Source organism: Methylosoma difficile, assembly GCF_054657615.1.
The window spans coordinates 408,785-433,573 of record NZ_BAAHYJ010000003.1 but is presented as its reverse complement, the minus strand read 5'-3'; the positions used below and the strand labels follow the sequence as shown (position 1 = coordinate 433,573).

16 protein-coding genes and 1 tRNA gene are annotated in these 24,789 nt (G+C 50.3%); 7 read left to right on the top strand and 10 right to left on the bottom strand.

Translation table 11 applies throughout. The features are described 5' to 3' along the window. Positions 1–65: 65 nt before the first annotated feature. From ACYQ1O_RS11465 to ACYQ1O_RS11425, 9 genes are all read right to left on the bottom strand, one after another. Positions 66–150, bottom strand: a tRNA-Leu gene (locus ACYQ1O_RS11465). A 79-nt stretch (positions 151–229) separates the two neighbouring features. After that, positions 230–1,081, bottom strand: coding sequence for a radical SAM protein (locus tag ACYQ1O_RS11460; protein ID WP_459991820.1), 852 nt, complete (start codon positions 1,079–1,081; stop codon positions 230–232). Between the two features lie 113 nt (positions 1,082–1,194). Next, positions 1,195–2,694: a phytoene desaturase family protein gene (locus ACYQ1O_RS11455; RefSeq protein WP_459991819.1), complete on the bottom strand. Its 1,500-nt coding sequence runs from the start codon at positions 2,692–2,694 to the stop codon at positions 1,195–1,197. 295 nt (positions 2,695–2,989) lie between these two features. Next, on the bottom strand, positions 2,990–5,599 hold the full coding sequence (gene alaS / locus ACYQ1O_RS11450; RefSeq protein WP_459991818.1) for an alanine--tRNA ligase: 2,610 nt from the start codon (positions 5,597–5,599) through the stop codon (positions 2,990–2,992). Positions 5,600–5,613: 14 nt separating this feature from the next. Continuing rightward, entirely contained in the window at positions 5,614–6,105 is a 492-nt protein-coding gene (locus tag ACYQ1O_RS11445; RefSeq protein WP_459991817.1) for a regulatory protein RecX, read from the bottom strand. 15 nt (positions 6,106–6,120) lie between these two features. Next, positions 6,121–7,164: a recombinase RecA gene (recA, locus tag ACYQ1O_RS11440; protein ID WP_459991816.1), complete on the bottom strand. Its 1,044-nt coding sequence runs from the start codon at positions 7,162–7,164 to the stop codon at positions 6,121–6,123. A 156-nt stretch (positions 7,165–7,320) separates the two neighbouring features. Next, the gene (gene lpxB / locus ACYQ1O_RS11435) at positions 7,321–8,448 is read right to left on the bottom strand and encodes a lipid-A-disaccharide synthase (protein WP_459991858.1); all 1,128 of its coding nucleotides are present in this window, start codon (positions 8,446–8,448) and stop codon (positions 7,321–7,323) included. A 75-nt stretch (positions 8,449–8,523) separates the two neighbouring features. Beyond that, positions 8,524–11,124, bottom strand: coding sequence for a PAS domain S-box protein (locus ACYQ1O_RS11430; RefSeq protein ID WP_459991815.1), 2,601 nt, complete (start codon positions 11,122–11,124; stop codon positions 8,524–8,526). Between the two features lie 86 nt (positions 11,125–11,210). Continuing rightward, the gene (locus tag ACYQ1O_RS11425; RefSeq protein ID WP_459991814.1) at positions 11,211–12,092 is read right to left on the bottom strand and encodes a phosphate/phosphite/phosphonate ABC transporter substrate-binding protein; all 882 of its coding nucleotides are present in this window, start codon (positions 12,090–12,092) and stop codon (positions 11,211–11,213) included. 320 nt (positions 12,093–12,412) lie between these two features. Here ACYQ1O_RS11425 and recD point away from each other — a divergent pair, with 320 nt between their 5' ends. Genes recD through corA form a run of 4 tightly spaced genes read left to right on the top strand, consistent with a single transcriptional unit; the run spans position 12,413 to position 17,032 of the window. Beyond that, the gene (gene recD / locus ACYQ1O_RS11420) at positions 12,413–14,056 is read left to right on the top strand and encodes an exodeoxyribonuclease V subunit alpha (protein WP_459991813.1); all 1,644 of its coding nucleotides are present in this window, start codon (positions 12,413–12,415) and stop codon (positions 14,054–14,056) included. 53 nt (positions 14,057–14,109) lie between these two features. Further along, positions 14,110–15,321 (top strand): competence/damage-inducible protein A, encoded by a 1,212-nt coding sequence (locus tag ACYQ1O_RS11415; RefSeq protein ID WP_459991812.1) that lies wholly within the window; start codon positions 14,110–14,112, stop codon positions 15,319–15,321. A gap of 23 nt (positions 15,322–15,344) precedes the next feature. Beyond that, on the top strand, positions 15,345–16,073 hold the full coding sequence (locus tag ACYQ1O_RS11410) for a hypothetical protein (protein ID WP_459991811.1): 729 nt from the start codon (positions 15,345–15,347) through the stop codon (positions 16,071–16,073). After that, entirely contained in the window at positions 16,073–17,032 is a 960-nt protein-coding gene (gene corA, locus ACYQ1O_RS11405; protein WP_459991810.1) for a magnesium/cobalt transporter CorA, read from the top strand. The genes ACYQ1O_RS11410 and corA overlap by 1 nt, the downstream gene beginning before the upstream one ends. A 4-nt stretch (positions 17,033–17,036) precedes the next feature. Here the strand turns inward: corA and ACYQ1O_RS11400 are convergent, their stop codons facing one another. Further along, positions 17,037–18,965, bottom strand: a complete 1,929-nt coding sequence (locus tag ACYQ1O_RS11400; protein ID WP_459991809.1) for a cytochrome c peroxidase — start codon at positions 18,963–18,965, stop codon at positions 17,037–17,039. 264 nt (positions 18,966–19,229) lie between these two features. Here ACYQ1O_RS11400 and ACYQ1O_RS11395 point away from each other — a divergent pair, with 264 nt between their 5' ends. The 3 genes from ACYQ1O_RS11395 (at position 19,230) to ACYQ1O_RS11385 (ending at position 24,692) form a co-directional block, all read left to right on the top strand. Then, positions 19,230–21,515 carry a Tex family protein gene (locus tag ACYQ1O_RS11395; protein WP_459991808.1) on the top strand — a complete coding sequence of 762 codons (2,286 nt, stop codon included), beginning with the start codon at positions 19,230–19,232 and terminating at the stop codon, positions 21,513–21,515. A 56-nt stretch (positions 21,516–21,571) separates the two neighbouring features. After that, entirely contained in the window at positions 21,572–22,138 is a 567-nt protein-coding gene (locus ACYQ1O_RS11390) for an exosortase system-associated protein, TIGR04073 family (protein WP_459991807.1), read from the top strand. 214 nt (positions 22,139–22,352) lie between these two features. Beyond that, positions 22,353–24,692 carry a cadherin-like domain-containing protein gene (locus tag ACYQ1O_RS11385; RefSeq protein ID WP_459991806.1) on the top strand — a complete coding sequence of 780 codons (2,340 nt, stop codon included), beginning with the start codon at positions 22,353–22,355 and terminating at the stop codon, positions 24,690–24,692. The last annotated feature ends 97 nt before the right edge of the window (positions 24,693–24,789 follow it).

Below are 24,789 nucleotides of genomic sequence, written 5' to 3'. Positions count from 1 at the left end.
TTTTTGATGCCGATGGACGGGTCAAAATAATTGAAAAAATGGCGGGCGCCATTTTATAAAAAGGGTGGTACGAATGGGGAGACTCGAACTCCCACAGGGTTACCTACTGGAACCTAAATCCAGCGCGTCTACCAATTTCGCCACATTCGCACTGTGTATGAACCATGCATTATAATCGTTTGTAATATCAGCTAACAAGCCATAATTTCAAAAACATCAACAATTTCGGTCAAATGCTGACCGATACGTCATAATCCAGCGCCCTAACTGCCTCTGCAAGCCCTTGCAAAACGTCGGCAGGCATTGGGGTAATTCGGGATGCTTCCGGTTGTTTGGATTGCCTGGCAACGGTATAGAGCATCACCTTCCTTACCGAACAACGGCTTTTAATTTTGCCCAGCAAAGCCAAATAAGCGTCCTTTTCCTTTTCACTAAGACCTTGCTTATCCAAGTCAAACAAACAGGTTTGCAATTTTGTATTGCATAAACGACTGGAAACCAACAAATTTTCCACGCTGGCCTCACAACTTAAGCTGGCATTGTTAAACAAACGCCTACCCTCTTCGGTTGCGCTATCCAACTTGAACCAAACTTGCCCGCCGTAACGGTTTAAGGCCTGCAAACCTTGCTGAACTTTGGGTTGATGGATCAGACTGCCATTGGTAATCAAAACATAATCGCTGCTAGGAAACACGCCCATTTCAGTCGCAATTTTACCGATCAGCTCGACCGCTTCGGCAAATTGTTTAAGCGTGGTAGGTTCGCCATCACCGGCAATGGCAATGTCTTTGATGATGCGCTTGTCGGCATCGACGTCAAAACGGTCGTAAAAATTGCCGAACAAAACGTCGTTTAGAAAATAGCGCAACTCCCTTTCGAGCAACGCAAAATCTAATTCGGGCGCGGCACCCAATGTTAAATTGTTGACTTGGCAATACAAGCAACGCCAATTGCAGGCGTTGTTGGTATTAAAATTGATGCCGATGGACAAGCCACCTGCCCGTCTGGACAACACGGGGTAAATGTATTTCAATCCGACAACGTCGGAGCTGTGGTCGTTGGTGGATAACTTCGATACCATGTAATTGCTTGATCTGCCTTTTTTAAAGTTTTATGACTGTTTTATAGCACGAAAGATTCAAGCGTTTCTGGAAACCTAAAATTACCTTTGTGATTGAATGCGTTGTTTGAAGCTTAAGCACCCGCCAAATCCGCCAAAATCTTATCGCGCACCAACTGACCGGATAAGGTCACCATCGGCATTCCGCCACCAGGATTGACGCTGCCGCCAACAAAATACAAATTCTTCAACACTTTGCTGCGTTGGGCGTTTTTAAAACCTAAATTCTTGAAGCGGTCAGCGACCACGCCATAAATCGAGCCTTGATTGGAATAATATTTCGCTTGAATATCGACAGGCGTCCAGGTTTCTTCGCAAACGATATGTTTACGCAAATCGGTTAAACCCATGCGTTCCAATTTAATCAACACCCGCTCGCGCATCGCGGCGTAATCGTCGGCGGATAAGGGCTTTTCAGGATCAAGATGCGGGATATGCGGCAAGATTTTGATAATCTCGCAGCCGCTTGGTGCTTGGCTAGGATCGCTTTTGCACGGCGCGACCAGATAAATGGTTGGATCTTCCGATAAACGATGATCGTGGAAAATCGCTTTAAAATGCTCGCGTGGATGGTCGGAATAAAAGAAATTATGATGCGCGAGTTGCGGATAAATCGTATCCACACCCAAATGCAACACCAAGCCGGAACAGCTAGGTGCGAATTTTTCCACGCGACGTATTTCAGCTTCCTGCCCTTGCATCAAGTTTTTATACGCCGGAATCACTTCCATATTGGAGACGACAATATCTGCCGCCAACACCCTGCCGTCTGCCAAAAGCACAGCCGATGCACGTCCGCCTTCGTGCTGGATTTCGACTACTTCGGCATTCACCTGAATGTTAACGCCTAATTCCAACGCAAGTTTTTGCAAGCCTTGCGCCATACCGTACATGCCGCCTTTTATGTACCACAAGCCATAGCCAAATTGGATATACGGCAATAAATTCATCAAAGCAGGTGAATCGTAAGGTGAAGAGCCGACATATTTGATGAAGTAATTCAGCACATCGACCAATTTTGGATCTTTGATAAAGCGCTTTACGCCTTGATCCATAGAGCGAAAGACATCAAATTCCTGCAAACTTTTTACAGGCCCGTAGTGTTTGAGCAACTCCCAGAACGAATCCAAACCGTGGGCGAAATAACCATCTTCTGTAATGTCGCTAAGGCGTTTGGAATAGGCCAGAAATTCATCAAATTGCCGCGCGGTATCGGGGCCTAATTTGTCCAATTCCTGTTTCATCACCGCCGGATCAGAACTTAAATCGAGTGTGCTGCCGTCTTCAAAGAAATTGCGCCAATGCGGCTCAACGGTTTCGATACTGACGTAATCGGTCATATTTTTGCCGACCCGCTCAAACAGCTTACGGAAAATATGCGGCATGGTGAGGATGGATGGCCCCAAATCGAAGGTGAAACCGTCTTTTGCCAAGACATTTAATTTGCCGCCGACTTTGTCGTTTTTTTCCAGCAAATCGACGGTGAAACCTTCGGAAGCCAGCGAAATGGCAGCAGACAAACCGCCAAGTCCGGCGCCAATGACAACAACGTGGGTATTTTGATGGTCGCTCATAGCAATTCCCGTGCAATTTCCAAAGAGATGTAACGTTACGTTATAACAGACTTATCCGCCCGGGCAATCGGGGGCGGCGTTTGGACTATTGTCCGACAGGAGTGGGGCTACAAAAACTTCACCGCAGTTTTTGTAGCCATTTGACTGATAAAAAGCTGCCGCAACGGCATTGCAAAAACAGATCTTTTATTTCAAACCAGAATGATGACCCCAAGCCACAAAATCTAAACGCCCGCAAATTGAGGGCAAGGCGTTTAGACTTCATGGACTTTGGCATTGTTAAGCCAGAAAACCCTTACTTCAACAGACCTTCAACCCAAGCCAAAACGCCCGCCAACGCGCCATCCAATGCCGCCGGATTATTACCGCCTGCCTGCGCCAAATCAGGTTTGCCGCCGCCCTTACCACCGACTTGTTGGGCAACGAAATTGACCAAATCACCGGCTTTAATTTGCGCCATTTTGTCTTTGGATACGCCTGCCACCAAACTGACTTTGTCGCCGTCAACCACCGCCAGCAGCACCGCGCAGCTGCCCAGTTTGTTTTTGAGCTGTTCAGCCAAATCACGCAAGGCTTTAGGGTCTACGCCGTCCAATTTGGCGACCAGCACTTTGATTCCCCCAACTTCAACGGCTTTTGATGCCAACTCATCACCCGCCGAGCTGGCAAGTTTGGCATTCAGGCGTTCCAGTTGTTTTTCTAAGCCGCGGTTTTTTTCCAGCAACTGTTCGACTTTTTCGACGACTTTATCGGTCGAGCCGCGCAACAGACTGGAAATGTCCGTCAAGGCTTTGTCACGGGCGGCAATCCATTCAATACACGCGCCGCCAGTCACCGCTTCGATACGACGCACGCCAGAAGCGACGCCGGTTTCGCTGATGATTTTAAAGCAGCCGATGTCACCCGCGCGTTCAACATGGGTGCCACCGCACAGTTCAGTTGAGAACTCGCCAATCGTTAACACGCGGACTTCATCGCCGTATTTTTCGCCAAACAAAGCCATTGCACCGGCTTTAACCGCATCGTCTTTCGCCATCACTTGCGCTGAAACAGGGTTGTTAAGGCGAACTTGAGCATTGACCAAGCCTTCCAAAACAACAATTTCTTCTGGTGTCACCGGTTGAAAATGCGAGAAGTCAAATCGCAAGCGTTCAGGATTGACCAGCGAGCCTTTTTGCGCGACATGATCTCCCAAGGTTTGCCTTAAGGCAGCGTGGAGCAAATGCGTGGCGGAGTGGTTCAGTTCGGTAGCCTTGCGGTCTTCGGCACTGACGTTGGCATCGCAAACCGCGCCAACACTCAAGCTACCGCTGAGCAATTTGCCTTTGTGCAAGAACAGCGTGCCACCTTGCTTTTGCGTGTCGTTGACGGCAAACACTGCGCCATTGGCGGTGATTTGTCCGCAGTCGCCCACTTGTCCGCCCGACTCGGCGTAGAACGGTGTTTTGTCCAAGACCACCACGCCTTCGTCGCCAGCCGACAAGCTTTCAACCGGCTGGCCTTGTTGATACAAGGCGATGACGCTGACTTGGTCGTCCAATTGCGTGTAACCGGTAAATTCGGTTTCGCTGTCCAGCTTGATGTCTTGGTCGTAATCGGCATCGAACTGACTGGCAGCACGGGCGCGGTTGCGTTGTTCCGCCATGCACACTTCAAAGCCATCATGGTCAATGGTCAGATTATTTTCGCGGGCAAAATCAGCGGTCAAATCGACGGGGAAGCCGTAGGTGTCATACAACTGGAAGACAGTGTCGCCAGGGATAACCGTGACTGCCATTTTCGCCACACAAGCTTCCAAGATTTTCATGCCTTGGCCTAAAGTTTCGGCGAAACGCTCTTCTTCTTTTTTCAGCACACGCTCAACCTGTTCTTGCGCGGCTTTCAGTTCGGGATAGGCTTCACCCATCACTTCAACTAAAGGCGCAACCAATTTATGGAAGAACAAATCGTTGATGCCCAAGCGGTAACCGTGACGCAAGGCACGGCGCATGATGCGGCGCAGCACATAACCTCGGCCTTCGTTGGAAGGCATGACACCATCAGTAACCAAAAACGCACTGGAGCGGATATGGTCGGCGATAACGCGCAACGAGCTGTTAGTCAGGTCGTCGGTTTTTGCCAACGCAGCGGCGGCTTTCAGCAAACTTTGGAACAAGTCGATTTCGTAATTGCTGTGTACACCTTGCAAAATCGCCGAGATACGCTCCAAGCCCATGCCGGTATCGACCGATGGTTTGGGCAGCGGTGTCATGGTGCCATCAGCGGAACGGTCATATTGCATGAACACAAGGTTCCAAATTTCGATATAGCGGTCGCCATCTTCATCTGGACTGCCTGGTGGACCGCCGAAGATATGCTCGCCGTGGTCGTAGAAAATTTCCGTACACGGGCCACAAGGACCCACATCACCCATCGACCAGAAATTGTCTTTGGTGGCAATGCGCGAGAAGCGGTTGGGATCAATACCGATATGGTTCAGCCAAATGGCTTCGGCTTCTTTATCCTCGGCGTAGACCGTCACCCACAGCTTTTCGACAGGGATTTCCATTTCTTTGGTGAGAAATTCCCACGCATATTCAATGGCTTCTTTTTTGAAATAATCACCAAAACTGAAATTGCCGAGCATTTCAAAAAAGGTGTGATGCCGCGCGGTGTAGCCGACATTTTCCAAATCGTTATGTTTGCCGCCGGCACGAACGCAACGTTGACTGGTCGTAGCAGTTGTAAACGAGCGTTGTTCGCGGCCTAAGAACACATCCTTAAACTGCACCATGCCGGCATTGGTGAATAACAAAGTGGGATCGTTGCCAGGTACTAAGGAGCTGGAAGGCTCGACGGCATGACCACGTTGACGGAAAAAATCCAGAAAGGCGGCGCGCAGTTGTGCGCTAGTCATTGTCTTCATGAGGGTTCTTAAGGCTAAAAATCTATATCAAAGGTAATGTTTAAATGATCCAACAAGGTGGCGACCGATTCGCCAGAAAAGCCCCGCTGCAATAAAAACCGGCCGCGTTTTGCCCATTCATTGCGGCTTAAACGCTCAACCCCTGCACTGCCTGGGCGATATTTTTTGGCATACACTTGCGCCAGTAGCTCTAGCCAGCTATCGGCAAGATCGCCCATGATGGCATCCAAGTCAACGCCCTTTATGCCGTGTTGCTGCAATTCGTAAGCAATGGCAAGCGGCCCGAAGCCTTTACGGATGCGAAAGCGGGCATAACTTTCTGCATAACGGGCATCACTTTGCCAGCCTTGTTCGGCAAGCTCTGCCAAAACCGGCAAAATATCCGGCTTGGCAAAACCTTTGGCTTGGATTTTATCCACCAATTCTTTTTGGCTGTGTTCGCGCATTGCCAAGTAACGCAAGGCAATGGCTTTGATGTCAGCATAATTGGCAGTTGGTTCTTGCAACGGGAATCCGCCAGCTTATTGCTCGTCTTCCGCTTCTTCTTCCATCGTTGCCAAAAGTGGCGGCTTGGCTTTGCCAAACGCTTCGGCACGTATTTTGGCTTCCAAATCCTTGGCTTTATCCCGATGTTCTTTTAAGAATTGCTTGGCATTGTCTTTGCCCTGACCGATTTTTTCATCACCATAGGCATACCAAGAACCTGATTTTTGCACAAAGCCGAATTTAACGCCCAAATCGACCAATTCACCGAAGAACGACACACCTTCGCCGTACAAAATTTCAAATTCGGCTTCTTTAAACGGTGGTGAAACTTTGTTTTTGACGACTTTGACACGGGTTTCGTTGCCGATCACTTCATCGCCCTTTTTCACCGAACCGATACGGCGGATATCCAAACGGACGGAAGCATAAAACTTAAGTGCATTACCACCGGTAGTGGTTTCAGGATTGCCGAACATGACACCGATTTTCATACGGATTTGGTTGATGAAAATCACCAAGGTGTTGGAGCGTTTGATGTTGCCGGTCAGTTTCCGCAACGCCTGTGACATAAGCCGCGCTTGTAGACCCATGTGCGAATCGCCCATGTCGCCTTCAATTTCCGCTTTGGGCGTTAACGCCGCCACCGAGTCAACCACGACAATATCCACCGCGCCGGAACGCACCAACATATCGGTGATTTCCAAGGCTTGCTCGCCGGTATCCGGCTGGGAAACCAACAAATCGTCCAAATTGACGCCTAGCTTTTCCGCATAAGTCGGGTCAAGCGCATGCTCCGCATCAACAAACGCCGCCGTACCGCCCAACTTTTGCATTTCAGCAATCACTTGCAAAGCCAGTGTGGTTTTACCGGACGATTCAGGCCCGTAAATTTCCACCACCCGTCCGCGCGGCAAACCACCGCAACCCAAGGCAATATCCAAACCTAAAGAACCCGTGGAGACCACTTCAATATCGCGGAACGCAGCGACATCGCCCATGCGCATGACCGAGCCTTTGCCGAACTGTTTGTCAATCTGCATCAGCGCTGCGCTTAACGCCTTCTTTTTGTTCTCATCCATAGTGCCGCCCTTTTATGCTGTGAAAATCAGTTCTGTTTGATAGGTACTTCATTTAATTTGCAAAAATGCTACAAAATTAATGCCAACGCCAAAGCTGTTTATTATTACATACGGGCATGGCTTGGGGTAGTGTTGAATAGGTATTGCGTTCACGGTTTACGCATTTGCCGCCAACATCTGCAAAACCAATTCTGCCATATTTTTCGAACCGCCGCCCTGCCCTAGTTGTTGTTTGACGTGTTGAAGATTGGCACGCATTTGAGCTGCATAATCGGCATCGTTCAATATATGTAGGATTTCGGCGGCTAAGTTTTCAGGCGTGGCCTCGTGTTGGATCAGCTCTTTAATAATGGCTTTATCGGCGATGATATTGGGCAAGCCGATAAACGGGATTTTGACCAAGCGCTTGCCCAGCCAATAAGTGAGCGCAGCCAGTTTGTAGCAAATCACCATGGGTACATCCAGCAAGGCGATTTCTAAAGTTGCCGTGCCGGAGGTGGTCATGACCGCATCGCAGCATTGGATGACATCGTAAACTTGGTTTTTGATGACGATTATGTTGACGGACGTGGTTTGCAGGTAGCTGCCAAGCAATTCGTCGCTAATGCTGCTGGCTTGCGGCAGGATAAACTGGATGTCGGGCTGCTGCGCCTGCAGACGTTCAGCCGCCGCCAGCATCACCGGCAACAGGCGTTTGATTTCATTGACCCGGCTGCCGGGCAACACGCCAACCACCGGTTTATCGGCAACCAAGCCAAATTGTGCCATCGCGTCTGCGCGGCTGAACTGCGGCTGCACTTTATCAACGGACGGATGCCCAACATAGCGTACGGGGACATTTTCAGCTTCGTAATATTTTGTCTCAAACGGAAAGATAACCGCCATCATATCAATGACCTGCCCGTATTTTTTGACGCGGTCGGCACGCCAAGCCCAGACTTGCGGGCTGACGTAAAACAGGACTTTCACACCACATTTTTTGGCAAAACGCGCCAACTTGAAATTGAATTCTTTGTAATCGACACACACCAACAAATCCGGCTTTTCGTGCAGTAGCACTTGCTGCATTTGCTTTAACGCGCGGCGGATTTCGCCATAATGGCGGATAACTTCCACCACGCCGATCACGCCAATGCCTGCGGAATCGACATTCAGCCCGACACCCGCCGCCGCCATTTGGCTGCTGCCCATGCCGATGCCTTTTAGTGTCGGGTTGCGTTTTTTCAATTCCAAAAACAGATTGGCGGCATGGCGGTCACCGGACGATTCGCCTGCGCTGAACATGATGGTAGGGGATGGCGTTGACAAAAAAACCTCGGATACGGGCAATTAGGGGATGCGGCATTATAACCGTTCAGGCTAATGCCGCCATTTTGTCACTAAATCCAACAACTGTGCTTTGGTAATGGGCTTGTTGGCGTAGTCATTCATACCGGCTGCCAAACATTGCTCCCGATAGCCAGAAACGGCATGGGCGGTGATGGCAATAATGGGAATCTTAAGGGCTATGCCGCCTAAAAGCCGGATGCGGCGGGCGGCTTCCATGCCGTCCATATCGGGCATGGAGACATCCATAAAGATGAGGTCAAAATGCTGGTTTTTTACCGCCTCAATGGCCGCCAAACCGCAATCGACCGCATAAACATCGTGACCTCCGGTTTTTAAAAAGCTGGACAGCACCGCTTGGTTGACCAAACTGTCTTCAACCAACAAGATGCGGGTCACGCTTACTTGTGGCTGGGGTTTCGACAAAGATGTAACCACCTTGTTCACACTCACGCCCGGCTCGTCGCCAAAGCTAAACCAAAAGCGGCTGCCCACACCTTCTTGACTGTCAACACCAATATGTCCACCCCATAACTCCACCAAACTTTTGCAAATGGCCAACCCCAAACCGCTGCCGCCATAACGGCGGGTGTCGCTGCCATCTGCTTGGGTAAAGACCGTAAACAAGCGCGCCTGGGTGTCTTTGGCAATGCCAATACCGGTATCAATCACATCAATTTGCAGCAAACCATCAGCTTCCGTATGCGCGCGGGCAGACAAGTAAACGGTGACATGGCCCTGGTTGGTAAACTTGATCGCATTGGTCAGCAAATTGAGCAGCACCTGCCTTAAACGCCAAGGGTCGCCGCTGACGCGGGTCGACAAACCTGGCTCGACTTGGTAAGACAGTGGCAAATGCTTGGTTTCAGCCTTTTTTTCAACGACCCGCAACACTTCCTTGATAACTTGTTCGGCATCAAAATCAGTCAACTCCAAGACCAAGCGCCCCGCCTCCACTTTGGTTAAATCTAAAATATCATTGACCAACGCCAGCAAGGCATTTCCGGCTTCGTTAGCCACTTGCAAATAGTTCTTTTGTTGGTCATCCAAGGGCGTGTCCGCCAACAATTCTTGCGTGCCTAAAATAGCATTCAAAGGTGTGCGGATTTCATGGCTCATCATGGCTAGAAACTGTGACTTGACCAAGCTGGCCTGCTCGGCTTGCTCTTGACCCAAACGTAAGGCTTGCTGGGCTTGTTTGGATTCGGTGATGTCGCGCAAGAACACGCTAAAGAAAATTTCTTGACCGATATGGATGGGTGAAATCGACAATTCGATAGGAAATTCTTGCCCGGAGCGGCGTATGGCCATAATTTCATAGTGGCGTCCAAAGAAATGCTCTTCGCCGGTATCAACATAACGCCACAAGTTTAAACGGTGCGCCCTGCGATAATTTTCGCTAATGAACAAATCTGCCATGGGTTCGCCTAGCACTTCTTGCTGTTTATAGCCAAACAGGCGCGTTGCCGACTGGTTTAATTCACAAATTAAATCGTGCTTATCAATCATGACAATCGCTTCCAAACTGGTTTCCAGCATGGCTTTTTTCATGCTTTCGCTGGCGCAGAGCTGATCGTAAATCCGTTTGCTTTCGGTGGTATCACGCACCAATGCAATAAAGCCAGGCTCTTCTACTGCGTGCAGTTCGGTTAAGGACAAATCCATATGGAATACCGATCCGTTTTTGCGGCGCCCTTGCACCTCATAAACAACACCAATGGCCTGGTTAGTCATATTTGACCAGGACATGAGATGGTCGACAGGGTTAACAAGCAAAAGATTAAGATGCCTCCCTAATACCTCCCGTGCAGAGTAACCAAAAATACGCTCGGAAGCGTGATTGAACAAATTGATCAACCCTTCCTGATCGGTGACGATCAAGCCGTCAAGCTCGGAATCCATGACCGCCTGCAAGCGTTCGCCATGATTTTTGGCGGACGCCAATGCCAACTGTAATGCTTGGTAGGTTTCGCCCAATTGTGCAGCCATGCAGTTAAAGGCATTGGTGACCCGCGCCAATTCGTCGCGACCGCGCACTTTTAAAGGCTGGCTAAAATCGCCTTGGGCAATCGTTTTTGACGCGCTCTCCAAACCAGCCAGTTGGCGCGTCAGGTAACTGCCCAAAAGCCAAGAAAACAATGCCACCAACGCCATTTCCAAACCCGCCAACATCATAATGCGTTCCCTGGCTTCATCTATATAAGCTTGGATTGATCCAGTGGAAAGACCTATCTCGACGCGTCCATACTGTTGGCCGGCGGCTTCGATCGGCTTAAAGGTGTCGTAAATGCCGTCGTCAATGGATTCTAAAGCGCTGTCAGCATGAAAAGCGCGCTGCAATGCCGTGACGTCACCCGCTTTAACCAATACCCGATCCCGATCGGAAACACGTACGTAGACAATGCCTTTGTTGCTTAAAAAATCAGCAGACAGTTGTTCCAGACGCGCCAAATCGTAAGACAACACGGCATCGCTTGTGGCTGTGGCCAGCAACGTCACCACCGTAGCGGCGCGACGTTGCAGCTCTTCTTGGTTTGAAGTCCGTAAATAATCCAAACTGCTGATAGCTAAAGCCATCAGCAGACAAGCTTCGATACAGGCAATGCCAAGAATGGTTTTGAGGCGAAAGCTCATTACTGACAGATTAAATTAAAAAAGGCCATAATAACCCAGTTGCCATCAGAACCAAGTCTAGGCATACCATTTGCCCATTTTTCAGGTTATTTCTGAATGGGGGCATCGGCAATGTCTAATGGCATTTTGCGTAAATCATCCCAATCTTTATCTTGTGCGGGTTCCCAGCCTTTCATATTAAGGTTTTGCAAAATGCTTTGGCCTTCTGGCTGCGACGCCATGACATACATGGCTTTGGCAATCACCTGCAAAACTTTTTCCGGCACGCCTGGCTTAGCGGCAAAGGCATGGGGAATAAACGAATCGGTGCGCCATAGCACCTGTAACTGGTCGCGGACATCGGCAGGGGCAGAATTTAACGTCCGCACCACGCCCCCACCTGCCGGATAAATGCCACGCGCCACCGAAAAATAAACCGAGTCATGCGAAGCGACAAAATGGGGGGTGAAGGCAATCCCTTGTTTTTTCAGCTGTATACGCGGCAATACACTGGCAGCAAACGATGCTGGTGCCGGAAAAGCCAAATCTTTTCCGGCCAACTGGCTAATATCCGTAATATTGCTGTCTTTGCGCACCACCACAACACCTTGCAAACGCGTGTCTTTTTCCCGTGCAAAAGCAAGATAACCGACATCTTTGCTGAATACGACATAGTGATACGGGTTCATATAAGCAAAATCATATTCACCTTCCGCCAAACGTTTTTCAAATTCGGGAATGGTTGGCGCAGTCTTAAAGCGCAAAGCAACACCGGTGGCCTTTTCCAGGTACTGGAGCATCGGTGTCCAATTACGCGCCAACACAGCCGCCGCTTGCTGCGGAACAATGCCGACACTGTAAGCTTCCTGCGCCGAAGCGTTGCCTGCCAATAAGGCGCTTGCCAAAACCAGTATGACAGGTTTGAAATCCCTGATGACCCTACCTATAACCAACCAACCGCGTACCAGCGAACTCCAATAATTATTCATAGTCGTTTTAAAGGTAAATTGAGAGAAAGATAAACAGATGATTAGGCGAAAACGTCAGAACCATCTGAGCATTGATTTTGACAAGCAAATAGCAAGCCAACCATAATCAGATAAAACTATTGATTTTTATGACACATTCAACCTTAAGCAAAATCAACTTTGCATTTTGCAACGCATAATGCAAATAACAGCAAGCTGACGTTAAAACCATCTGCTGTACAAAAACCATCTGCAATGCTACAAATCAACTTAATACCTACCTTACGCCCAATCTATCATTCAAAACAGCCAACCAAATTGAGCAGGGGTTCTCCATTCCAATGATCTCAGACCTACAACCCCAAACCCGCCTGGACACCGCCTTCGCCCGCTTCCTAAGCCAGCGGACCGCGCTGACGACTGCACAAAAACGGGCTTTTGAAGCGATTGTCGCCAAGGTTTCTTACCAACAAAACCAAGGCCACAATTGTATTTTATTGGATGACGATAGCCGCGGATTGGTGCTGGCTTCTGGTTTGGCGCAGGAAAGCGAACCCACCGACAACACCCCGCCTTTGCCTTTGGTGGTGGAAAAGCAACGCCTGTACCTGCACCGATATTGGTTTTACGAACAACGTTTGGCGCGGCAGATCAAGGCCTTGTCAGAACGTGAACTGGCGGTCAGCCAAACCGATGCGCTACTGGATCTGTATTTTGGCAAAGCCAGCGATAACATTGACTGGCAGCGTGAAGCCGCCCAGCACGCCGTCAGCCAAGCCTTTTGCGTGATTACCGGCGGCCCCGGCACAGGCAAAACCACAACGGTGGTGAAAATTCTGGCGGCTTTGCAAACTTTAGCGGGAGCATCGCCGTTGCTGATCGCCTTGGCAGCACCCACCGGCAAAGCCGCCATGCGCCTGCAAGAAGCCATTGGTTTTAATAAGCAACAATTGCCGTGCAGCGACGGCATCAAGCAGCATATCCCCGAAACCGTCACCACCTTGCACCGGTTATTGGGCGCAAAACCAGCATCACCGTATTTTCGCCATCACAGCGGACGCCCTTTGGTGTATGACGTGGTGGTAGTCGATGAGGCTTCGATGGTCGATTTGGCGTTGATGAGCAAATTGGTCGATGCCTTAAAGCCCAATGCCCGCCTGATTTTATTGGGCGACAAAGACCAATTGGCTTCGGTGGAATCCGGGGCGGTGCTGGCGGACTTGACGCAAGCCCTGCCAAACCACACCGTGGAACTGCAGGTTTCGCACCGTTTCGACGGGCAAATCAAAAAACTTGCCGAAGCCATCAACCAGCAACAAGCCGAAACGGCGTGGGCTATTTTAAAAGCGGGCGACACCGACGTTAGCCTGCTCGACGAAGATTTGATCGCTTACATCAGCCAACACCAAGCGGTTTATCTAAAGTTGATGAAAGCAGGTGCGGATTTTCGGGAAATCTTTCACGCTTTTAGCCAGTTCCAAACCTTATGTGCCAACCGCCAAGGGCCGCTGAGCGTGGCGGACATCAACCAGCGCGTCGAGCAAGCATTGGCGGCGCAGAACCTCATCCACTTAACCGGTGCTTGGTATGCCGGCAGGCCGGTGATTGTCACGCAAAACAACGCCAGCTTGCAGCTTTACAATGGCGATATTGGCTTATGCGTGCCCGATGCCGAACAAAGCGGCAAGTTGATGGTGTTTTTTCAACGCGCTGACGGCAGCGTCAAAAAATACCTGCCTGCACGCGTTCCGGTTTGTGAAACGGTGTTTGCCATGACCATCCATAAAAGCCAAGGCTCGGAGTTTGCCGAAGTGCTGATCGTCTTGCCGGAGCAGATCAATCCGGTACTGACGAAAGAATTGCTTTACACCGCCATCACCCGCGCCAAAAAATCCGTGCGGCTCGTGGCAGAATCGGCGGTCTTTATGCAAACAGTTGCCCAAAAAGTGGCGCGGATAACTGGCTTGGCTGATAAGCTGGCTTGACTTTGCCAGATGTGGCTTATACTGGCCTCATCTCAAATTTGCCTTGTACTCACATGAAACCAACCCTCGAAATTTTCTCGCAAGGTGAAGAAATCGTCACCGGACAGATAGCCGACACCAACGCCGCTTGGCTTTCGCAACAAGCCGTGGAGCTGGGTTTTTTGGTCACCCGCCACACCGCCGTGGGCGATAAGCTGGACGATTTGGTGGCTTTGCTAAAAGAAATCGCCCAACGCGCCGATTGCTGTTTATGTACCGGTGGCTTGGGTCCGACCACCGACGACCTAACTGCCGAAGCAGTCGCTATGGCTTTCGATTTGCCGTTAGTGTTTGATGAAACGGCCTATGCGCAAATCCAAGCTTTTTTCGACCGGCGCAACCGCACCATGCCAGCCTCCAACCGCAAACAAGCCCTGCTGCCTAGCGGTGCGGTGCGCTTGGATAACGATTTGGGTACAGCACCAGGGTTTGCGGTGCAGGCAGGGCGTTGCTGGTTTGCCTTCATGCCCGGCGTACCATCGGAAATGCGCCACTTGTTCACCGACCGCATTCTGCCGTCACTACCCAGCCGTTTCCCACTGCAAGCGGACCGTCTTATCACCCTCAAAACCATTGGTTTGGGCGAGTCGAGCATCCAAGAACTGATCGCTCCGATTACCATTCCCGAATCCGTCAGTATCGGCTACCGGGCCAGTGTGGGCGAAGTGCAAGTCAAACTCTTGTTTCCGTATGGCTATCCCGATGCAGAAGCCAGCCAGCTGACAAATTTAATCAGCACAACATTGGACGCAGCGGTATTTGCCATCGACGACAGCAACAAAGCCAACAGCAGCGATATCATTAGCGTGATTGACGGACTGATGCGGCAACAGCAACTGACCCTCGCCGTGCAAGAAACCGCCAGCCACGGCTTGCTGAGCAGCCATTGCTTAGGTGCCGACTGGTTGCTCAGCAGCGGATATCAACACGCGTTTTCCTGCCCGCAAGACTTCGGAGACCCGCTCACCTATGCCCAACAACAGGCCAAAAGCTTGCAAAACAGCGGTGCAGATTGCGCTTTGATACAGATTATCGACCAACCGCAAGCCCAGCTTGCCGACAAAAACCAAACCGTCAATTTGTCCGTCTACTTGCAAACACCGGACGCAAACCATTTTGCCAGCTACCCGTTAAGCGGGCCGATCACCCGTAAACAGCAACAGGCGGCCTTATTGTCGTTAGATTTGCTCAGGCGGTATTTGCAAAAATGCATCAAACCGAGTTAAGCCCGCCAAGCAACTGCCGTATAATGCGCCGTAAAAACGCGTTTTTAAACACCTTACCGCCTTGCTTTACCCAAACCGACAACCCGGCCTTGCTGTTGTCGGTTCGCCCCCACCCGCGAGTAAAAGCCAACGCCATGATTAAGCCTTATTTTTCCGTTCCCGCCCTTGCTTTATCAAGCTTTTTGGCCTTGCCAAGCCAAGCCGCCGATAGCTGGAGCTACCAGCAGCAAAGCGACCCCTTAACCAACCAAAGCTACAGCTACGCGCAATCGCCAAGACCTGACCGCAGCTTGTACGACAACATCAAACTGCAAATTGTCTGCAAACAACAGCAGTTGCAAGTGGTGGTGGAAACCGAAAGCCTGATTGCCTCGCAAAACAGTCCGTTTGTGGTCGAGTATCAAATTGACCAGCAACCGGCACTTAAAATGAACCTGACCACCTTTGCCGATTCCAAACGCAAAGGCTTTAACCAAGAGAATGCCAAAGCCTTTGCCGACAGTTTGCTGACGGGGCAAAAAATCTTCATCCGGATCAACACCCTCATCAAAAAAACGTTGTCCAGTGAAATGCTTTTGACAGATGCCGCACCGGCTATCGGCAAAGTGCTTGGTGACTGCGGACTGTCGGCAGCTACCGCAAGCACCCCATACAGCTTGGCAGAATTTGAACAGGCTTTTGCCAAATTGCCGCCCGAACAACAGCAAAACATCCTGGTCAAATTGAAAAAAATCATCACGGAAGGACCTTAATGCTGAGATTATTTACCATCCACGAAGGCAAGCTGAAAGAACGCGCCACCCCGGACAACAACCCGCACAGCACCAAAACCTGGGCAAGCGCCGACTGGATAGACGCGCACGACCCCAGCGACGAAGAACGCCAACGCCTGCAAGCATTTTTACATACCGAACTGCCAGAATCGGACGATGTTGAAGAGATCGAATCGTCGGCACGCTATTTCAGTGATTCTATCGGCACCCACGTACGCTCGCTGTTTTTGGCGCAGCACGAAGGCCGCCACCATACCGCCACCGTTGCTTTCATCTTGCAAAACGACCGGCTTATCACTTTACGCGAAGGTGCGTTGGCCGATTTTAGACTGTTGAGGATGCGCGCCCGCAAAGGCCAAATCGAAGCGTTTTCGCCACAAGAACTGTTGGTGGTGATTTTTGAACAAAAAGTGGAAAACTTGGCAGACAATTTGGAAGACATCCACCGTAAACTGGAAGATGTCAGCTATTTGGTATTGGAAGAAATCGACTCCGATTTGGAATTGGCGATAGACCAACTGGCTCAATTGGAAGACAGTAATGGAAAAATCCGTCTGTGCCTGATGGACACGCAACGTTCGATTGCCTTTTTGCAACGGCATTTGCGCAATTTTCCTGAACTGCAAGAAACCGCACGGGAAATCGCCCGCGACGTGGATACATTGATGTCGCACACCACTTTTTTGTTCGACAAAATCAACTTCCTGATGGACTCCACGCAAGGTTTCATCAACATTGCCCAGAACAAAATCATCAAGATTTTCTCGATTGCCGCCGTGGTGTTTTTGCCGCCCACCTTGGTCGCCAGCATTTACGGTATGAATTTCCAACACATGCCGGAACTGAACATGCGTTTGGGCTATCCGGGCGCGCTGCTGATTATGTTGCTGGCGGGCATTGCGCCGTATTGGATTTTTAAGCGCAAGGGCTGGCTGTAATCCCTTATTGGCTTTCGCCAATGGGTGCGGCAAAGGCATCCGAAACCAATTCGTCCACATTGTCGCCAGTCAATGCCTGCATAAATGCCACCAAGTCGGCCTGCTCTTGCGCTGACAACGCCAATGGTTTTATCAAGCCATCCAAGTTTTCATTGGCAACGCCGCCTTGGTTGTAAAACGCCACCACTTGCGCCAAGGTCTGCAAACTGCCGTTATGCATGTAAGGCGCAGTCAGCACCAAATTGCGGAGGCTGGGCGTTTTGTATTGCCAGCGGTGCTGAGGGTTTTGGGTGATGGCGTAGCGGCCCAAGTCGTTGGCTTGGCGTTCGGAAACCGCACTCACTATCTGGCTGGACACTTGCGCAAACACCCCCGGTGCAATCTGCACGGGTTGTGGGCCTGCCGGTTTGCCCATCGCTTCTTGATAGCCAATGCCGGTATTGTGGTTGAGTTGGTCGGTCAACAACGCCGATTGCTTGCCAATCAGATGGCAATTTGCGCACCCTGCCTTTCCGGTAAACAAGCCGAAGCCACGCTGGGCATCCGCTGTCATTGCGTGGCTTTGTTTTTGGAAATACCAGCGGTCAAATGCTGAATTGCCAGAAATTAAAGCGCGTTCATAGCTGGCGATTGCCATGCCGATGGTTTCCATGTTGGCAGGTTTGCCAAATGCCGCTTTAAACAAATGCGGGTAATCCGGGTTTTCTTTAATCGTATCGACCACCGACGCTATCGCTGGATTAGCCATTTCGTTACGCGCCAACAATGGCCCCCAAACCTGCTGCTCCAAGGTGTTTTCACGGGCATCATGAAACAGGGTTTGGGCATAAGCGACATTAAACAAGCTAGGCGTATTGCGCCCGACGCTGCGCCCTTCCACGCCCACGGCAGTTGCCATTTCCTGACTGGTAAAACCTTGTTCGGGCAAATGGCACATCGCGCAAGAAAAGGTTTTGTTAAGCGATAAGCGGCGGTCGTAAAACAGTTTGCGCCCCAATGCAATTTTGGCGGCAGTGGGTGGATTGTCCTCCGGCACAGGAACAGGCGGCAAACCCAACGGTGCTTTACGGATGTTTGCCAACAAATCGGCAGCCTTGCCTTTGCGGTCGCTCAGGGCGATGGCATGGGTTTGGTAATCGGCCTGCTCGTAGCCTGTTTTGTTATCGCCCGCACTGAAAATACCGGTGGTTGACGGTACGGGTTTGGAAGGTGTCCGGCGCTTATGGTCGGCTGCCGTTGCCAACAACAAAGTCCTGACATCATTGATTAAGGTATCGGGATGCAAAAAATCCACGCTGTAAATATTGCGGATACGTTTGTTGGCATCAATCAGATAAACCCGTAACAAATGCGAAAACGTGCCGGTGAACTCGCCTTTGGCATTGTAAATTTTCTGGATGTTTTGTTGGTAATGGTCAAGAATGGGGTGCAAATCTTGCTCTGAATGGGTGGTCAAAAACTGCCACGACAAACCATCGCCCTGAAAACTTTGCCCGTAATGCTTCATCATCGCCGGCGTATCATGTTCGGGGTTAAAGCTGAGCGTCAGCAAATGCAGGTTTTTGGCAATATCCGGCTCTTTTTGCAGGCGGCTTTTAATTTTATGGAACACCATTGTCGATAACGGACAACCGTTAACATCGCTACAGGCGGCGTAAATGAAGCTCAGCAAACTGATCTGTCCCCGCTGTGCGCTGAGCAAGGCGTACAAAGTGGTTGGCCGGCTCTCGCTGTCCAGCACCGAGCCATCGGCGGCAAGACCTAAATCAGGCAGCTCGTAACTGCCCGGTTCCGGCAAGGCAAATGGCAATTGGGTATAACCCAGCGCCAGTTTGGGCGGACTTACTGCCGGTTCGGCCTGTAATTCGGCAGCACCCAGCGCCAAGCTTGCCAAGAGCATCCAGACTTGTGTTCTTTTCTTTAGATGAAGCATAAGTTTTTGTTTCTAATTTTTATTTTTAAAATACAGCCTAGCGTGCCCAGCTTTTGCCAAAACGCTAGCCGTTAAAATCATCATCCTGATTTTATTGGTCGTTTGCCCATCAATCGGATTGCCATTGTAGGTAACTGAATTTTGCCAAGCAAACAAATCCTAAAAGCCGGTAAAAATAGCCTGTACAAACCAGCCGCATGGCTTAAGAAAGCCTTCATCAGCTGTTACAATGCCAACGAAATTAACCACTCAAGGAAGCCTTAAATGGATGTGATCCAACGCATCGCCGAAGAACTCGCCGTCAATCCCAAACAAGTCGCCGCCGCCGTACAATTGCTGGACGAAGGCTCAACCGTACCGTTTATCGCCCGCTACCGCAAAGAAGCCACCGGCGGCCTTGACGACACGCAACTGCGGCAACTGGAAGACCGCTTAGGCTATTTGCGCGAACTGAACGACCGTCGAGCCAGCATTCTTGACAGCATCCGCAGCCAAGACAAACTCACGCCCGAACTGGAGTTGGCTATCAACGCCGCCGACAGCAAAACTCTGCTGGAAGATTTGTACCTGCCCTTCAAACCGCGTCGCCGTACCAAAGCACAAATCGCCCGTGAAGCAGGGCTTGAGCCGTTAGCCGATGCACTGCTAGCCGACCGTAGCCTGATCCCGAACCAAGCCGCATTGGCCTATGTGGATGCCGACAAAGGTGTCGGCGATGTCGCCGCCGCACTCGACGGCGCACGGCAAATCATCATGGAAAACATTTCCGAAGCCGCCGAATTGCTGGCGCAATTGCGCGAACGCATCTGGCAAAAAGGCATCATCCACACCACCGTGGTCAGCGGCAAAGAACAGGCAGCGGAAAAATTTAAGGATTATTTCGACTATCAGGAAGCCATCCACAAAATTCCTTCCCACCGCGCCTTGGCTTTGTTCCGGGGCCGTAACGAAGATTTCCTGAACCTGAACCTGTTGCCCGCCGCCGAAGAAAAAGCCGAACACGATGTGTGTGCCGGTTTGGTCGCACAACATTTAAAAATCACTGACATTCAAAGACCAGCCGATGCCTGGCTTGCCGAAACCGCGCGTTTCGCTTGGAAAATCAAGTTGTTCACCCGTATTGATTTGGACTTGAAGCAACGCCTGCGTGAGTCCGCAGAGCTGGAAGCCATCCGCGTCTTTTCCAGCAATTTGCGCGATTTGCTGCTAGCCGCCCCTGCCGGTGCAAAAACCACGATGGGGCTTGATCCGGGCATCCGCACCGGTGTCAAACTGGCGATTGTCGATGCCACCGGCAAATTGCTGGCGACCGATACACTTTATCCGCATCCGCCCCGTAAGCAATGGGACGAGTCGATTGCCCTTTTGGCAAAACTGATCCAGCAGCATCACGTTAATCTGGTCAGCATTGGCAACGGTACCGCCTCGCGTGAAACCGACCAATTGGTTGCCGATGTCATGAAGCGACATCCTGAATTGGTGTTCAATAAAATGACAGTGTCGGAAGCCGGTGCTTCGGTGTACTCGGCTTCGGAATTGGCTGCCAAGGAATTTCCTGAGCTGGACGTGTCGCTGCGTGGCGCGGTGTCCATCGCCAGACGCTTGCAAGACCCGTTGGCGGAATTGGTAAAAATTGAGCCGAAAGCCATTGGTGTGGGCCAGTATCAGCATGATGTCAACCAAGTGCAGTTGGCGCGTGGCTTGGACAATGTCGTTGAGGATTGCGTTAACGCCGTCGGCGTGGATGTGAATACTGCGTCGGTGGCGTTGCTAAAACAAGTGTCTGGCTTATCCGCCAGTGTCAGTGAAAATATCGTCGCTTTCCGCAACGACAACGGCCCGTTCCAAAACCGCAAACAGCTTAAAAAAGTGCCTCGTTTGGGCGATAAGGCTTACGAGCAGGCGGCGGGCTTCTTACGCGTCATGAGCGGCGATAACCCACTGGATGCCTCTGCCGTCCATCCGGAAGCCTATCCTGTCGTGGAAGCCATCATCAGCAAAACCGGCAAATCCATCCGTGATCTGATCGGGCAAAGCCAATTTTTACGTAGCTTGGATGCCAAGCAGTTCACCAACGAACATTTCGGCTTACCAACGGTCACGGATATTTTGCAAGAATTGGAAAAACCAGGCAGAGACCCCAGGCCAGAATTCAAAAGTGTGGCTTTTAAAGCGGGCATTGAAAAAATCACCGATTTGGAAGTGGGTATGCGCCTGGATGGCGTCGTCACTAACGTGGCTAATTTTGGCGCGTTTGTCGATATTGGTGTGCATCAAGACGGCTTGGTGCATATTTCACATTTGTCGGACACTTTTATAAAAGACCCGCGCGAAGCGGCCAAAACCGGTGATGTGGTCAAAGTGACGGTATTGGAAGTGGATGCGGCGCGCAAGCGTATTTCCTTGTCGATGAAGTCGGGCGTTGAAGTGGTTAAAACACGCCCGGAACGACAAGAGCGTCAAGACAAAAAACCTGACAAAACGATCAAACAGCCCGCTGTTTTAACCAACTCAATGGCGAACGCCTTTGCTAAAGCACTGAATAAGTAAATAATTATGACTCTGCTATACTGTCTGTAATTTAACCCTAACCCGCAGGATTCAATATGATTAAATTCAACCGTTTTGTTTCTTCACTGCTTTTAAGCGGACTGGTTTTAAGCCAAGCACCGTTGTCCCACGCAGATGAAATCAGAAGACCCGTTAGCTATGGACAGAAAGTAGAAGGTAAAGCCGTTCGTGCCTTTACCAACTTAACGACCGGTATATTGGAGTTACCGAAAAACGTCATTAATACCGCGAACGTTTCCAATGTGCTGTACGGCTTTGTTGGTGGTGGCGTGAAGGGTATGGTCAACTTTATCGGTCGTACCGGCGTTGGCGTACTCGACTTAATCACTATTCCCCTGCCCACCAAACCCGCTATCTCGCCCGACCCTATTTGGCGCGATTTTGATGTCGATACCGTATACTCGCCCATTTTCCGTTTAGATGATTCCGATGTTGTCGTAGAAAACACAACAACACCCGCAGCATTGCCTGCAACAGCCCCTACTGCGACTCCAACGGTTGTTCCTACCCAACCCCGTTTGCCAGTTGATTCATCCAGACTATACAACGAAGAAACGACCCATTCGATTGATAAAGCCTTCAAAGACAAAATGATGAAATAACACGCCACACATGTTAAGCACCCTTTTGCGAAGGGTGCTTAACATATTGTTATTAAATATATTTTTAATCACCCACCCTAAGTATTATCCGTTAATTGTTCAAACTGTTAAATGCATCGCATTTAATTAAACATAAGTTTGAAGCCGATCACAATCAGAAACTCATAGCTTAGCTATTGTTAATTCACCACAATGAATGACCGGAGCTAAGACAATGAAACGGATAAAAACAATAAAAACCACCGTCCTTTTAACACTTTTATTGGCCTTATTTGGTTCAGTTGAACAAGCCCAAGCAAAGCCAGCAAAAATGTACGGAAAGCACGCGCCATTTACTATCCGCGACCTACCCTCACAAAACGGATTCCGCAGACAGCTTGAAGGCTTACATCCACTTCACCAGCAAAAAGCCATCAAAAGGCTGCATAGCTTTTCCTTTCCTGAGGCGGATTTAGACCATTTAAATGTTGATCCAACAGGCGAAGTTTTATATAGCGACAGCGTTATCCTTCCCACCCAAAGCACTCTGACAACCAGCGGCACCAGCACATTAGCCACCAGCTTACCAGTGGTTGACACATTCGCATTTCACAGCCGACCCAATTCCAAAAATGTGCTTTATCTGGACTTTAACGGTGACAACATCACCGGCAGCGCATGGAACAGTACCGTCAACACCTATTATGCCGCCCCTTTTGACATTGACGGCATCCCTACTGATTTCAATAGCGATGAGAGAACACGGATTGCCGAAATTTGGCATCGCATTGCTGAAGATTTTTCTGCCTTTGATATTGACGTGACTACCGAAGAACCCGCCAGCTTTGGCCCTACAACCGGTCATTTGCTTTTCACCAAAAACGTTGACACCAAAGGCGTCGCAATGCCTTACAAATCAGCCGGAGGTGTTGCTTATGTCAACGTTTTTGGTGACACCAACTATGCCAGCTATTACTCACCTGCCCTCATCTACTACAACAACTTGGGCGGAGGATCAGCGCCTTATGCGGCTGAAGCGGGTGCCCATGAATTTGGTCATAACCTAGGCCTATCCCATGACGGCATCACTGATAAAACCTTAAACCCTAAGTGTTCAACTACCGCCGAATATTTCTGTGGTTTGGATACCAGCCTATCTTCTTGGGCACCTATTATGGGTGTCGGTTATTACACCAACGTCACCCAATGGAGCAAAGGCGAATATGCTGGTGCCAACAACCCCGAAGACGACATACTCCTAATTACTGAAAAGCTAAAACTTCGTGCTGACGACCAACAAAACGGCTTTGCCAATGCCACGGCTTTGGCTATTGAAAGCAACGGCAGCGTCCTCGTCACCACACCACAAGATGACCCCAGCAATGCCGACCCGGCCAATAAAGGCGTGATAGAAAGCCGTGACGATGTTGACATGTTCTGGTTTGAAGCCAGCAGCGGCACCATCAACGTGACCGTCAAACCTGCGTGGGCGGCATTTACCCGCACCTCAAAACGCGGTGCCAACTTGGACGTACAGGCAAAGCTCTACAACCAGCAAGGCGTGGAAATCGCCAGCAGCGCACCCGACACCGAAACCAGCGCCGTCATCAGCACCACGGTGACACCCGGCATTTACTACCTCAGCATTGCCGGTGTCGGCAACAGCCTCGTCCCTTACAGCGACTACGCCAGTAGCGGCGAATACTTCATCTCCGGCACTATCCCCGTACTGGACAAGACCGCACCTAACCCTGACCCGATGGGTTGGGCAAGCGCACCCACAGCCAAAAGCAAAAGTAGCATTGCCATGGTTGCCACTACCGCGACCGACGCATCCGGTACCGTGCAATACCAATTCCAATGTGTCGCAGGCGGGCTGGGCTGTGTCAGCAGTGCTTGGCAAACCAGCAGCAGCTATACCGCTACAGGCTTGGCAACCAGCACCAATTACAGCTTTACCGTAACGGCAAAAGACAGCAGCGGCAACATGACCGCGCCATCAACAATCACCAGCACTTCTACACTGGCAAACCAAGCACCGCTGGCAAGCGGCGAGAGCCTGACCGCCAATGAAGACAAATGGATTGCTGTTTACGCACTCAAAAATGACACAGATCCCGACGGTGATGTTTTAAGCATCAGTGCTGTAGGCACACCCGCCCATGGTGTTATTGTCAACAATGGAACATCAATGACTTATAAACCTGCACTTAACTATAACGGCAGTGACAGTTTCAGCTATACCGTAAGCGATGGCGCAGGCGGAACCGCTAGCGCCACTGTGAACATTACCTTGCTACCCGTCAACGATGCCCCACAGACCATTAACGATAAAGCCACCGTTTTGGTAAACAGCACCGCCACCATTGATGTGTTGGCAAATGACAAAGACGTTGAATTTAACCCTTTGACACTTGTTTCAACCTCCAGCCCCTCTTTGGGCAGCGCCGTCATCACCAACAACAAAATCGTCTACACCGCTGGCAGCCTAGTTGGCATAGACATTTTCAGCTATACCGTCAGCGATGGTAACGGCGGATCAAAAACCGCAACCATCACCGTCACCATTAAATAAACCGACTCCGGCAGCCATTGCCCTTGTAGAGACGCAGAAATAGCGTCTCTACTTTTTTATACCGCCCAATCCCCTCCACCCAAAATATCCGCAACAG

Bases quoted from the DNA above. Each gene is read 5' to 3' on its own strand.
- ACYQ1O_RS11460 (WP_459991820.1), bottom strand. From the start codon at position 1,081: ATGGTATCGAAGTTATCCACCAACGACCACAGCTCCGACGTTGTCGGA.
- ACYQ1O_RS11455 (WP_459991819.1), bottom strand. From the start codon at position 2,694: ATGAGCGACCATCAAAATACCCACGTTGTTGTCATTGGCGCCGGACTT.
- alaS (WP_459991818.1), bottom strand. From the start codon at position 5,599: ATGAAGACAATGACTAGCGCACAACTGCGCGCCGCCTTTCTGGATTTT.
- recA (WP_459991816.1), bottom strand. From the start codon at position 7,164: ATGGATGAGAACAAAAAGAAGGCGTTAAGCGCAGCGCTGATGCAGATT.
- lpxB (WP_459991858.1), bottom strand. From the start codon at position 8,448: ATGTTCAGCGCAGGCGAATCGTCCGGTGACCGCCATGCCGCCAATCTG.
- ACYQ1O_RS11430 (WP_459991815.1), bottom strand. From the start codon at position 11,124: ATGAGCTTTCGCCTCAAAACCATTCTTGGCATTGCCTGTATCGAAGCT.
- ACYQ1O_RS11425 (WP_459991814.1), bottom strand. From the start codon at position 12,092: ATGAATAATTATTGGAGTTCGCTGGTACGCGGTTGGTTGGTTATAGGT.
- recD (WP_459991813.1), top strand. From the start codon at position 12,413: ATGATCTCAGACCTACAACCCCAAACCCGCCTGGACACCGCCTTCGCC.
- ACYQ1O_RS11415 (WP_459991812.1), top strand. From the start codon at position 14,110: ATGAAACCAACCCTCGAAATTTTCTCGCAAGGTGAAGAAATCGTCACC.
- ACYQ1O_RS11410 (WP_459991811.1), top strand. From the start codon at position 15,345: ATGCGCCGTAAAAACGCGTTTTTAAACACCTTACCGCCTTGCTTTACC.
- corA (WP_459991810.1), top strand. From the start codon at position 16,073: ATGCTGAGATTATTTACCATCCACGAAGGCAAGCTGAAAGAACGCGCC.
- ACYQ1O_RS11400 (WP_459991809.1), bottom strand. From the start codon at position 18,965: ATGCTTCATCTAAAGAAAAGAACACAAGTCTGGATGCTCTTGGCAAGC.
- ACYQ1O_RS11395 (WP_459991808.1), top strand. From the start codon at position 19,230: ATGGATGTGATCCAACGCATCGCCGAAGAACTCGCCGTCAATCCCAAA.
- ACYQ1O_RS11390 (WP_459991807.1), top strand. From the start codon at position 21,572: ATGATTAAATTCAACCGTTTTGTTTCTTCACTGCTTTTAAGCGGACTG.
- ACYQ1O_RS11385 (WP_459991806.1), top strand. From the start codon at position 22,353: ATGAAACGGATAAAAACAATAAAAACCACCGTCCTTTTAACACTTTTA.